The sequence below is a fragment of the Lutibacter sp. genome (assembly GCF_030692605.1).
GTDB lineage: Bacteria > Bacteroidota > Bacteroidia > Flavobacteriales > Flavobacteriaceae > Lutibacter.
This window is the reverse complement of sequence record NZ_JAUYUD010000084.1, coordinates 13888-25833: the sequence shown is the minus strand read 5'-3', so window position 1 is coordinate 25833 and position 11946 is coordinate 13888. Positions and strand designations below refer to the sequence as shown.

Genomic DNA, 11946 nt, shown 5'->3' with positions numbered 1-11946 from the left:
TAAAAAGATAACTTAATACCATTTCACTTATAGAGAATTTAGTATTTTAGCACTTCAAATTTATACCTATATGAAAAACACTGCATTAACTCACATACATGAACAATTAGGTGCTAAAATGGTTCCATTTGCTGGTTATAACATGCCCGTACAATATGAAGGAATAAATAGTGAACACGAAACTGTTAGAACAGCTGTTGGTGTTTTTGACGTTTCTCATATGGGAGAATTTTATCTAAAAGGTGAAAAAGCGTTAGCGTTAGTTCAAAAAATAACTTCTAATGATGCTTCTATGTTAACTGTTGGAAAAGTTCAATATAGCTGTATGCCAAACTATGATGGTGGAATAGTTGATGATTTATTAGTCTATAAAATGGCTGAAGATGAATTTATGCTTGTTGTAAATGCGTCAAATATTGAAAAAGATTGGAATTGGATTTCTAAACATAACGATTTAGAAGTAGCTATGACAAACAATTCTGATAAGACAGCTTTATTAGCAATCCAGGGTCCGTTAGCCGTTAAATCGTTGCAAGCACTAACAACCATAGATTTAGCTAATATGACATATTATACTTTTGAAAAAGGTACTTTTGCTGGTGTTGATAATGTTATTGTCTCAGCAACTGGTTATACAGGTTCGGGGGGATTTGAAATTTATTTTAATAATTCAGATGCAGAAAAAATTTGGGATGCTGTTTTTAAAGCGGGTTCAGCATATGGAATTAAACCAATTGGTTTAGCAGCTAGAGATACACTTCGTTTAGAAATGGGATTCTGTTTGTATGGAAATGATATAAATGATACTACTTCACCTATTGAAGCCGGTTTAGGCTGGATTACTAAATTTAATAAAGATTTTATCAATTCTGAAGAATTACTAAAACAAAAAGAAAACGGCGTTTCCAAAAAATTAATTGCATTTAAAATGATTGACAAAGGAATTCCGAGGCATGATTATAAAATTAAAAATTTACAAAATGAAGAAATTGGAGTTGTAACCTCTGGCACTATGAGTCCTTCTTTAAAAGAAGCAATTGGAATGGGATATGTTACTATTGAAAACTCAAAACTTGGTGCTGATATATATATTGAAGTTAGAAACAAAAATTTAAAAGCATCAGTAGTAAAATTACCTTTTTATAAAGGATAATTAATAATTTTCTGGCTTTTTACCCAATACACCAACATAAAAATTTTGCATAAATTCAAAATCATCTTCCATATTATCAGTTGGGTAAAATGGTTCGGACATTTTAATTTCTTTATTTTTAAAATCTAAGGTTGCCATTACAATTGGCACATTTGCCCCCTTTGCAATAAAATAAAAACCAGTTTTCCATTTATCAACTTTTTCTCTGGTTCCTTCCGGTGAAATTCCCAAAATAAAATTTTCCTTATTGTTATAAACATCAACAATTGTCTGTACCAAATTAGTGCTTTTACTTCTGTCAACCGGTTCACCTCCAAGCCATTTAAATATAAAACCAAATGGAGGTTTAAAAAGCGAAGCTTTTCCAATAAAATTAGCCGGCATACTTTCAGCAAATTTGTACAACATTGCCAACGGAAAATCTTGCCAATGTGTATGAGGTGCAGCAATTAACACAAATTTTTTAATATTTCGAGGGTAACTACCAACTGCTTTCCATCCAAATAAAGTGTAAAGTATAAATCGTGCAATTAATCTCATAGTGTTGTTAATAACTCAGTTTTAATTCATTTACTCTGGTTATGGAGACAAATATAATTATCTTAATTTTATATTTTCAAATTAAATTAAATTCATCTCACAATTCTTTTAAAAATGAATAAATTACTTCTTATAATAGTCTTCTTGGTTTCATCGGTTTTATTTGCTCAGGAAACTAAAGCAGTAGCGGGACCGATTCTAATGAATTACGGGAAAGTTTATCAAGTAGAAAATGCAGATTTACTTTTGAAAAAAAATATTGAGTATAAAGTCATTTTCGATATTTATTCTGACAATTCAAATGGGAAAGGAATAAATTCCTTACTAAATACAGTTGCACGATATTTAAATATGCACGCACAACAAGGAATTTTTTTGAAAAATATGAAGGTTGCTGTTGTATTGCATGGTTCAGCAACCAAAAATGTACTAAACAATGAAGCGTATGTAGATAAATTTGAAATTGAGAATCCCAATTTGGATTTATTACAACAACTTAAAAAAAACAATGTTGAATTATTTGTTTGTGGACAATCATTTTTAGCAAGTGACTTTGCTATAAAAGAGCTTTCAGGTGATGTAAAAATAGCATTATCTGCATTAACGACATTGGTTGAATACCAACAAAACGGATATCATATTATAAATTTTAATTAGCTATGGAACACTATATTATGAATGGAATTATTTTAAGCATTACTGCAATTATTGGTTGGTTTTTAGGTAAAACTATCACTAAAAACAGTTATCAAAAAATAACTTCTGAGTTGGAAACACGTAATAAACTATTACTTGAAGAAAAAGAACTTAACTTAAACAATATTAAAGTATTAAATGATGATAAAAGTCTTCTTATTTCTGAAAAACACGAAATTGATTTAAGGCTGACTCAAAAAATTTCGGCCTATTCTAATTTAGAAGAAAAATTAAATGAAAACAAAGCTGAAGTTGAAAAATTACAAGAAAAATTCACGAAAGATTTTGAAATTTTAGCAAGTAAAATATTGGAAGAAAAATCGAATAAATTTACAGAACAAAATAAGGAAAATTTAAAATCTATTTTATCACCTTTACAAGAAAAAATTGTAACATTTGAGAAAAAAGTTGAAGAAACGCATAAAGAAAGTATAGATTATCATGCCGCTTTACGTCAGCAAATTATTGGGTTAAAAGATTTAAATATTCAAATGAGCAAAGAAACCATTAATTTAACAAAAGCTCTTAAAGGGGATAGTAAAACTCAAGGGAATTGGGGAGAATTGGTTTTAGAACGCGTTTTGGAAAAATCTGGACTAGAAAAAGATAGAGAATACTTTGTGCAACAAAGTTTTACAACTTCTGAAGGTAAAAGAGTATTACCAGATATTGTAATTCATTTACCTGATGATAAAAAAATGGTAATCGATTCTAAGGTTTCATTAACCGCTTATGAGCAATTTGTAAATACCGAAGATGATTTGGCTAAAGAACGCTTTTTAAAAGAACATGTAAATTCGCTTAAACGCCATATTGAACAACTTAGTGAAAAGAAATACGAAGATTTATATGAAATGAAATCGCCTGATTTTGTGTTGCTTTTTATTCCAATCGAACCTGCTTTTGCAGTAGCTATTAATATTGATAATCAAATATATAATAAAGCATTCGAAAAAAATATTGTAATTGTTACACCTACTACTCTTTTGGCTACTTTACGTACTATTGACAGTATGTGGAATAATGAGAAACAGCAACGAAATGCCATTGAAATTGCACGTCAGGCTGGTGCTTTGTACGATAAATTTGAAGGTTTTATTACCGATTTAACAAATGTTGGTAAAAAAATGGATGATGCCAAATCCGAATATAAAAACGCGATGAACAAGTTATTTGAAGGAAAAGGTAATTTAATTGTTAGTGTTGAAAAATTGAGAAAAATGGGCGCTAAAGCTAAAAAAATACTCCCACAAAAAATAGTTGAAAGAGCAGGAGAAAATGACGATGATGAACAGGATGATTAAGTAAAAAAAATGGTCTGATTTTTTTACTTTCAGACCACTTTTAATTTCAGTTAAGCTACCATTTAAATAAAGGTCTATCGCTCATCATTTCATGAACTTTTTCAGAAATAGAGGCTAACACTTCTTCGTTGGTATAGTTTTTAATTACTTCATCAATTAAATTAACAATTGTAATCATATCTTTTTCCTTGAGGCCCCGAGTAGTGACAGCAGCGGTTCCAACTCGTATTCCAGAAGTAATAAAAGGAGATTTATCGTCAAAAGGAACCATATTTTTATTTACAGTAATATCAGCTTTTACCAATGCATTTTCAGCATCTTTACCACTTATATTTTTATTCCGTAAGTCAATAAGCATGCAATGATTATCCGTTCCATCAGAAATAATTTTATATCCCTTTTCAACAAAAACTTCAGCCATTTTGGCTGCATTTTTCTTCACTTGGATTTGATAATGCAAAAAATTATCTGTTAAAGCTTCGCCAAAAGCAACAGCTTTAGCAGCAATTACATGCTCTAAAGGTCCGCCTTGATTTCCCGGAAAAACTGCCGAATCTATTAATGAAGACATCTTTTTTAAATTTCCATTTTTTAATGTTAATCCAAATGGGTTATCAAAATCTTTCCCAATCATAATAATTCCACCTCTTGGACCTCTTAATGTTTTATGTGTTGTAGTTGTCACAAAATGACAATGAGGAATTGGATCATTTAAAATTCCTTTAGCAATTAAACCAGCAGGATGCGAAATATCTGCCATTAATAATGCACCTACCGAATCAGCAATTTTTCTGAAACGCTCAAAATCGATATCTCTAGAATACGCAGATGCCCCAGCAATAATTAATTTTGGTTGTTCAAGAGTAGCTGTTTCTTGAATTTTATCATAATTCAAAACACCTGTTTCTTTTTCTACACCATAAAATGATGTTTTATATAATTTTCCAGAAAAATTAACGGGAGAACCATGTGTTAAATGACCCCCATGTGATAAATCAAATCCTAATATTTTATCGCCAGGATTTAAAACAGCCTGATAAACAGCTGCGTTTGCTTGGGAGCCTGAGTGTGGCTGTACATTTACATATTCAGCACCAAAAAGCTCTTTAGCCCTATCTATTGCTATTTGTTCTACAATATCAACAATTTCACAGCCTCCATAATACCTTTTATTAGGATATCCTTCTGCATATTTATTGGTTAAAACAGAGCCCATTGCTTCCATTACTTGGTCACTTACAAAGTTTTCTGAAGCTATTAATTCTAACCCATTTGTTTGTCTTTCTCTCTCGTCTTCAATTAAGTCGAAAATAATTTGGTCACGTTGCATTATAAAATATTATTTAAAAGTTAAATTATGCTCAAAAATAGTAATTTCATTTTGCAATTAGCAATAAACTTCTATATTTGATAAGAATATTTAATAACGGTAAAAAACAAAAAAGTTAATGAAAATTTTAGCTAATAATCCTAGTAAAAAAACTTGGTTGGATATTGATAAAGGAAGTGATTTTCCAATTCAAAACATTCCTTTTGGAGTTTTTATTACAAAAGACGATATCATTACAATTGGAACAAGAATAGGAGAATATGCAATTGATCTTGGAGCTTTTCATCAGTTAGGTTATTTTAATGGTATTCCTTTAACTGACGATATATTTATGCAGGATTCCTTAAATGATTTTATTTCTGATGGAAGAAAAACCTGGAGATTAGTTCGAAACAGAATTTCCGAAGTTTTTGATGCTGAAAATCCTATTTTAAGAGATAATATGGCTCATAGAGGAATTATCATTTTTGATATGAATGAAATTGAAATGTTATTACCTATTTATGTAGGAGATTACACCGATTTTTATTCAAGTAAAGAACATGCAACCAATGTGGGTGAAATTTTTAGAGGCAAAGATAATGCGTTAATGCCTAACTGGTTACATATGCCAATTGGATACCACGGAAGAGCTTCCTCCATTGTTGTTTCTGGAACTTCTATTAGAAGACCAAGTGGTCAAATGATGAATAGCAGCTCTGAGAGTCCTGTTTTTGGACCAACTCAAAAACTAGATATGGAAATTGAAATGGCTTTTATTACTACTGATGTAAATAATTTAGGCGAACCTATTGCGATAGAAGAGGCAAACGAATATATTTTTGGAATGGTACTATTTAATGATTGGAGCGCAAGAGACATTCAAAAATGGGAATATGCACCATTAGGACCATTTTTAGGTAAAAGTTTTGCTTCCACCATTTCTCCTTGGATTGTTACAATGGATGCTTTGGAACCTTTTAAATGTGAAGGTCCAGTGCAAACTCCTGAACCACTTTCCTATTTAAAACATAAAAAAAATGGCAATAGTTTTGATATAAAATTGCAAGCCTTTTTAGAAACTAAAAATGGGGACGCTAATTTATTGAGTGAGACTAACTTTAAACATTTATATTGGACAATGGGTCAACAATTAACCCATCATACAAGCAATGGATGTAATGTTAAAGCTGGTGATTTAATGGGTAGCGGCACTATTTCTGGACCAACAAAGGAAAGTTATGGCTCCATGTTAGAGTTAACTTGGGGAAGTAAAAATGCAATTACTTTAAAAGATGGTTCAACTAGACTTTTCTTTGATGATAACGATAAGGTTATTATTAGAGGATATTGTCAAAATAAAGAAGCTTCTATTGGATTTGGAGAATGTACAACTAAAATTTTACCAACATTTAATCGAAAAAAATAATAAAACTAAAATTGAAACTCTAAGAAATTAGAGTTTTTTTTGATTTAAATCATACATCATGAAACAAACTTTATTAGCTCTTATTATCTGTCTAGTTGTTGCTGTTAGTTGTAATAGTGTTAAAAAAACTCAAAAAGCAATTAATTTTGGAAACTACAATGAAGCAATTGAAACTGCTTTAAAGCAATTGCGAAATGATAAACTGAAGAAAAATAATCAACCATTTGTTTTTATGCTAAAAGAAGCTTTTGATAAAGCTGAAGAAGTTGATTTAAATTTAATTTCATTTTTAGAAAAAGAAGGAAATCCTGCTAATTTTGAAAAAATTTATAATACGTATGCCAATCTTAATATACGTCAAGAAAAAATAAGACCTTTATTGCCTTTGATTAATCTAAAAAACAACAAACAAATACCATTTAGCTTTAGTAATTACGATACTAAAATTATTCAAAGTAAAGAACAGCTTTCAAATTATTTATATCAAAACTCTGTAAACATTGTTAAGAATTCTAACAAAAAAATAGAATTGAGGAAAGCCTATTCCGATTTAAACTATTTAAACGGCTTAAAACCTAATTACAAAAATGTGCTGGAATTAATGAGCGAAGCTCATTTTAAAGGAACCGATTTTATAATTGTTGAACTGAAAAATAGTACCAATAAATTTATACCTCAAAAGCTCCAAGATGATTTGCTTAATATTGATACCTTTAAATTAAATTCGTTTTGGACAGTTTATCATTCAAACGAGCAAACAAATGTTAAACATGATTACAATTTATTAATTGATTTTCAAGATATTAACGTGTCTCCTGAGCAGATTAAAGAACGTATAGTTGTACAGGAAAAACAAGTGAAAGATGGATGGAAATATTTGCTCGACCAAAAAGGAAATACCATAAAAGACAGTTTAGGAAATAAAATAAAAGTTGATAACTTTAAAACAATAAAAAGTACTTTTTACGAAAACACCCAATTTAAAACTGCTCAAGTAATAGGAAAAATATCATTTATAGATTTAGAGTCAAACCAATTATTAGAATCATTTCCTTTAAGAAGTGAATTTATTTTTGAAAACACGTATGGAACTTTTAGAGGTGACAAAAATGCGTTAGAGGAAAGTCATATTTTACTTCTTAATAACAGATTTATTCCTTTTCCTTCAAACGAACAAATGATTTATGACACAGGAGAAGATTTAAAACAACAACTTAAAAGCATTATTCAAAATAATAAATTTAAATAATTTTAAACAAAATTCATCAAATCTGCCGCCTGAATATCATTGTGTGAGGCAGTATAAACCGTTACCCCATTTTTCAAAATAAGTAGTTGTGGCGATTGATGTCTTATTTGAAAAGTAGCCGCGACAGCATTCGATATTTCTCTGTACTCAAGTAAATCCAAATAATAAATTTCCAGAATATCAGTTGGAATATGAAATGATTTTTCAAAATTTCTAAGCACCATTCTGCTTATTCCACAACGCGTACTATGTTTAAAAATAGCAACAGGTTTAGAATGTGAAATGTTGATAATCTCCTCTAATTGATTTAATTCATTTAAAATATTCCAAGGTAGAACAATTTGTTCCACTTTAGATTTTCGACTTAAAAATTGATTAAAAATTCCCATAAAGTAGTTGATATTTAATTAATTAAAGACAAAATGTCTAAAAAGCCCTAATTTTAAAGTCAAAATGACTGACTTTTCTTCCAAAAGTCAATTGGCATCCATTTTGCGAATTTACTAATAAATACTATAAAAAATAGCGTAATGAATCTAAATAAATTTACCATAAAATCGCAGGAAGCCATTCAGAAAGCACAACAAATTGCACAAAGTTATGGTCATCAACAAATAGAAAATTCACATATTTTGAAAGGGATTTTTGAAGTAGATGAAAACGTAGCTCCTTTTATTTTTAAAAAATTAGGGGTTAATTTTGACCTACTAAAAGCAATAAATGACAAAACTTTAGATAGTTATTCAAAAGTTACTGGAGGAGAAATAATGTTATCAAGCAATGCTTCAAAAATGCTAAATAATGCTGAAAATGAAGCAAAAAAAATGAATGATGAATATGTTTCAATTGAACATATGCTTATAAGCATTTTTAATAACAAAGACACTACATCACAAGTTTTAAAAGATATTGGAGTTACTGAGAAAAGTATAAAAGCAGCAATTGATGAGCTTAGAAAAGGTAGTACTATTACTTCTCAAAATCCTGAAGAAACGTATAATTCATTAAATAAATATGCCCGTAATTTAAATCAGTTGGCAAAAAACGGCAAATTAGATCCTGTAATTGGGCGTGATGATGAAATAAGAAGAATTTTGCAAATATTATCGCGTAGAACAAAAAATAATCCAATGCTTGTTGGAGAACCTGGCACTGGGAAAACCGCTATTGCAGAAGGATTAGCGCATAGAATTATAAAAGGAGATATCCCTGAAAATTTAAGAGATAAGCAAATCTTTTCATTGGATATGGGAGCTCTTATTGCAGGAGCCAAGTATAAAGGAGAATTTGAAGAACGTTTAAAAGCAGTGATAAAAGAGGTTACTTCTGCCAATGGTGAAATTGTTCTATTTATTGATGAAATCCATACGTTAATTGGTGCTGGTGGCGGTCAGGGAGCTATGGATGCTGCAAATATTCTAAAACCAGCACTTGCACGCGGTGAACTGAGGGCTATTGGAGCAACAACCTTAGATGAATATCAAAAATATTTTGAAAAAGACAAGGCATTGGAACGTCGGTTTCAAAAAGTTTTAGTTGATGAGCCAGATACAGAAAGTGCCATTTCTATTTTACGTGGAATAAAAGATAAATACGAACATCATCATAAAGTTCAAATTAAAGACGATGCAATTATTGCTGCGGTAGAACTGTCTCAACGCTATATCACAAATCGTTTTTTGCCAGATAAAGCCATTGATTTAATGGATGAGGCTGCTGCTAAATTACGTATGGAAATAAATTCGAAACCAGAAGAATTGGATGTCTTGGATCGAAAAATAATGCAATTAGAAATAGAAATTGAGGCAATTAAGCGTGAGAACGATGAAAAAAAATTAAACTTTCTTAAAAAAGAAGTTGCAAATTTAAAGGATGAACGAAATACTATACATGCAAAATGGAATAGTGAAAAAGAATTGGTAGATGCCATCCAAAAAAGTAAAGAAATCATCGAAAATTATAAAATGGAAGCCGAAAGAGCAGAACGAGATGGAGATTATGGTAAAGTTGCTGAATTACGCTACGGTAAAATAAAGGCTGAACAAGAAATTTTAGAGAAATTTCAGTTAGAATTAAGTTCAAATTCAGCTACAGCATTGATTAAAGAAGAAGTTACAAGAGAAGATATTGCAGAAGTTGTAGCTAAGTGGACTGGAATACCTGTTACAAAAATGCTGCAAAGCGATCGAGAAAAACTATTACATTTAGAAGATGAGTTGCACAAAACTGTAATTGGTCAACAAGAAGCTATTGAAGCTGTTGCCGATGCCGTAAGACGTTCCAGAGCAGGGCTTCAAGATGGTAAAAAACCAATAGGAACCTTTTTGTTTTTAGGCACTACTGGGGTTGGTAAAACAGAGTTAGCAAAAGCACTTGCTACTTACCTATTTGACGATGAAAATTCATTGACTCGAATTGATATGAGTGAGTATCAAGAACGTCATTCTGTAAGTCGATTAATTGGTGCTCCCCCTGGTTATGTAGGTTATGATGAAGGCGGCCAGCTTACCGAAGCAGTTAGAAGGAAACCATATTCTGTAATTCTTTTGGATGAAATTGAAAAAGCGCACCCAGATACTTTTAATATTTTGCTACAAGTGTTGGACGAGGGAAGGTTAACCGATAATAAGGGTAGAACTGCTGATTTTAGAAACACCATTATTATTATGACTTCGAATATGGGCTCGGATATAATTCAAGACCGTTTTGAAAAGATGAATATGAAAAATAGAGATCTTATTACAGAAAGTACTAAAGATGAGGTTATTGCATTATTACGACAAACTATAAGACCCGAATTCTTGAACAGAATAGATGATATAATTATGTTTACCCCATTAAATATGGAGGAAATTAAACAAATTGTTAAACTGCAGCTGAAACAAATGATCACTTTGCTCAAAACACAAGAAATAGTATTAAATTATACCGAAGATGCCGTTCATAAGTTAGCGGAAAAAGGATACGATCCTCAATTTGGAGCAAGACCAGTAAAAAGAGTTATCCAAAAAGAAATTATAAATGCGCTTTCAAAAGAAATTCTTGCAGGAAAAATAACGGCAACAAGTTCTATTTTGCTAGATGCTTTTGATGATGTGATTGTTTTTAGAAATAAATAATAATTACTCACTAAGGATAAAACTTTTTATATATTCGTTATTTATAACTCATAAATTATGAAGAAAATAATTTTACTGTGTATACTTGTATTAGGAACTTTACAAATTCAAGCCCAAGTTCAAGACATTAAAAGTACTACTTATTATCTTATTAGACATGCTGAAAAAGAACGAACTGATCCAACTGATAAAAACCCCCATTTAACTGATAAAGGAAAACTTAGAGCAGAAAAATGGAGTACTATATTTAAAAACGTTGATTTTGACTTGGTTTATACCACAAATTATAATAGAACTATTGAAACAGCATCACCAACTGCGTTAAGTAAAAATTTAGAACTACAATTTTACAATACAAATTCTTTATATGACCAGGATTTTATTGTAAAAACCGAAGGTAAAAATGTGCTTATTGTTGGGCATAGCAATACTACTCCCCTATTTGTAAATACAATTTTAGGCAGTGAAAAATATCCTGAAATAGATGATCTAAACAATTCTAATTTGTATATTATTACAATTACAAAAAGTTCGAAAACAGATATTTTATTAACAATTGACTACTAAATCTTCTAAAAATAGATTCACAATTCCGTTATTTTATATTTTGAATTTGTAGTACATTTGCACATATATGCAAAAGAAAATTAACATACAAAATAAAAAAGCACGTTTTGAATACGAAATTCTTGATAGATATACTGCCGGTATAAAACTTACGGGTACCGAAATCAAATCTATTAGAGAAAGCAAAGCCAGAATAACCGAAAGTTTTTGTGAATTTAACACTACAGGAGAATTATTTGTAATTAACATGTCTATTGAAGAGTATTTGTATGGACATGCCTTTAATCACAAAACTAAGAGCGAACGTAAACTTTTGTTGAATAAAAATGAATTAAAAAAATTATATAAAGAAGTTCAAAACGTTGGATTAACAATTATTCCATTACGTTTATTTTTATCGGACAAGGGTTGGGCAAAGCTAGATATTGCGCTCTGTAAGGGTAAAAAGAATTATGATAAACGCGATGCAATTAAAACGAGAGAGTCTAAAGTTCAGTTAGATAGAATAAAAAAGAATTTCAATTAAGCTTAGAATATGGCAGTAGTAATTGGTTTTTTACAACTAATTAGGTTGAAAAAC

The 11946-nt window shown here is 30.3% G+C and carries 11 protein-coding genes; 8 read left to right on the top strand and 3 right to left on the bottom strand.

What is annotated here, in order from left to right; genetic code table 11:
• Positions 1-70 precede the first annotated feature (70 nt).
• Entirely contained in the window at positions 71-1153 is a 1083-nt protein-coding gene (gcvT, locus tag Q8S45_RS07790) for a glycine cleavage system aminomethyltransferase GcvT (protein ID WP_305603258.1), read from the top strand.
• Here gcvT and Q8S45_RS07785 read toward each other — a convergent pair whose 3' ends face one another.
• The gene (locus Q8S45_RS07785; protein WP_305603255.1) at positions 1154-1693 is read right to left on the bottom strand and encodes a 1-acyl-sn-glycerol-3-phosphate acyltransferase; all 540 of its coding nucleotides are present in this window, start codon (positions 1691-1693) and stop codon (positions 1154-1156) included.
• A 114-nt stretch (positions 1694-1807) separates the two neighbouring features.
• Here Q8S45_RS07785 and Q8S45_RS07780 point away from each other — a divergent pair, with 114 nt between their 5' ends.
• Both Q8S45_RS07780 and Q8S45_RS07775 read left to right on the top strand, forming a co-directional pair.
• Entirely contained in the window at positions 1808-2350 is a 543-nt protein-coding gene (locus Q8S45_RS07780) for a DsrE family protein (protein WP_305603253.1), read from the top strand.
• Between the two features lie 2 nt (positions 2351-2352).
• Complete coding sequence (locus tag Q8S45_RS07775; RefSeq protein WP_305603251.1) at positions 2353-3693, top strand: DNA recombination protein RmuC; 1341 nt, start codon at positions 2353-2355, stop codon at positions 3691-3693.
• 55 nt (positions 3694-3748) lie between these two features.
• Here the strand turns inward: Q8S45_RS07775 and glyA are convergent, their stop codons facing one another.
• On the bottom strand, positions 3749-5023 hold the full coding sequence (gene glyA, locus Q8S45_RS07770; RefSeq protein ID WP_305603249.1) for a serine hydroxymethyltransferase: 1275 nt from the start codon (positions 5021-5023) through the stop codon (positions 3749-3751).
• Positions 5024-5141: 118 nt separating this feature from the next.
• Between glyA and fahA the strand changes: the two genes are divergently transcribed.
• Together fahA and Q8S45_RS07760 are read left to right on the top strand one after the other, a co-directional pair.
• Entirely contained in the window at positions 5142-6431 is a 1290-nt protein-coding gene (gene fahA, locus Q8S45_RS07765; protein WP_305603246.1) for a fumarylacetoacetase, read from the top strand.
• 58 nt (positions 6432-6489) lie between these two features.
• Positions 6490-7680: a hypothetical protein gene (locus Q8S45_RS07760; RefSeq protein ID WP_305603243.1), complete on the top strand. Its 1191-nt coding sequence runs from the start codon at positions 6490-6492 to the stop codon at positions 7678-7680.
• A 2-nt stretch (positions 7681-7682) separates the two neighbouring features.
• Here Q8S45_RS07760 and ytxJ read toward each other — a convergent pair whose 3' ends face one another.
• Positions 7683-8069: a bacillithiol system redox-active protein YtxJ gene (ytxJ, locus tag Q8S45_RS07755; RefSeq protein ID WP_305603240.1), complete on the bottom strand. Its 387-nt coding sequence runs from the start codon at positions 8067-8069 to the stop codon at positions 7683-7685.
• 141 nt (positions 8070-8210) lie between these two features.
• Between ytxJ and clpB the strand changes: the two genes are divergently transcribed.
• From clpB to smpB, 3 genes are all read left to right on the top strand, one after another.
• Positions 8211-10799 (top strand): ATP-dependent chaperone ClpB, encoded by a 2589-nt coding sequence (gene clpB, locus Q8S45_RS07750; protein WP_305603238.1) that lies wholly within the window; start codon positions 8211-8213, stop codon positions 10797-10799.
• 57 nt (positions 10800-10856) lie between these two features.
• Positions 10857-11366 carry a histidine phosphatase family protein gene (locus Q8S45_RS07745; RefSeq protein ID WP_305603235.1) on the top strand — a complete coding sequence of 170 codons (510 nt, stop codon included), beginning with the start codon at positions 10857-10859 and terminating at the stop codon, positions 11364-11366.
• Between the two features lie 67 nt (positions 11367-11433).
• Positions 11434-11892, top strand: a complete 459-nt coding sequence (smpB, locus tag Q8S45_RS07740) for an SsrA-binding protein SmpB (RefSeq protein ID WP_305603232.1) — start codon at positions 11434-11436, stop codon at positions 11890-11892.
• Positions 11893-11946 lie beyond the last annotated feature (54 nt).

Coding starts and splice junctions, on each gene's coding strand:
- Q8S45_RS07760 (WP_305603243.1), top strand. CDS start 6,490: ATGAAACAAACTTTATTAGCTCTTATTATCTGTCTAGTTGTTGCTGTT.
- smpB (WP_305603232.1), top strand. CDS start 11,434: ATGCAAAAGAAAATTAACATACAAAATAAAAAAGCACGTTTTGAATAC.
- Q8S45_RS07745 (WP_305603235.1), top strand. CDS start 10,857: ATGAAGAAAATAATTTTACTGTGTATACTTGTATTAGGAACTTTACAA.
- gcvT (WP_305603258.1), top strand. CDS start 71: ATGAAAAACACTGCATTAACTCACATACATGAACAATTAGGTGCTAAA.
- Q8S45_RS07785 (WP_305603255.1), bottom strand. CDS start 1,693: ATGAGATTAATTGCACGATTTATACTTTACACTTTATTTGGATGGAAA.
- glyA (WP_305603249.1), bottom strand. CDS start 5,023: ATGCAACGTGACCAAATTATTTTCGACTTAATTGAAGACGAGAGAGAA.
- clpB (WP_305603238.1), top strand. CDS start 8,211: ATGAATCTAAATAAATTTACCATAAAATCGCAGGAAGCCATTCAGAAA.
- ytxJ (WP_305603240.1), bottom strand. CDS start 8,069: ATGGGAATTTTTAATCAATTTTTAAGTCGAAAATCTAAAGTGGAACAA.
- Q8S45_RS07780 (WP_305603253.1), top strand. CDS start 1,808: ATGAATAAATTACTTCTTATAATAGTCTTCTTGGTTTCATCGGTTTTA.
- Q8S45_RS07775 (WP_305603251.1), top strand. CDS start 2,353: ATGGAACACTATATTATGAATGGAATTATTTTAAGCATTACTGCAATT.
- fahA (WP_305603246.1), top strand. CDS start 5,142: ATGAAAATTTTAGCTAATAATCCTAGTAAAAAAACTTGGTTGGATATT.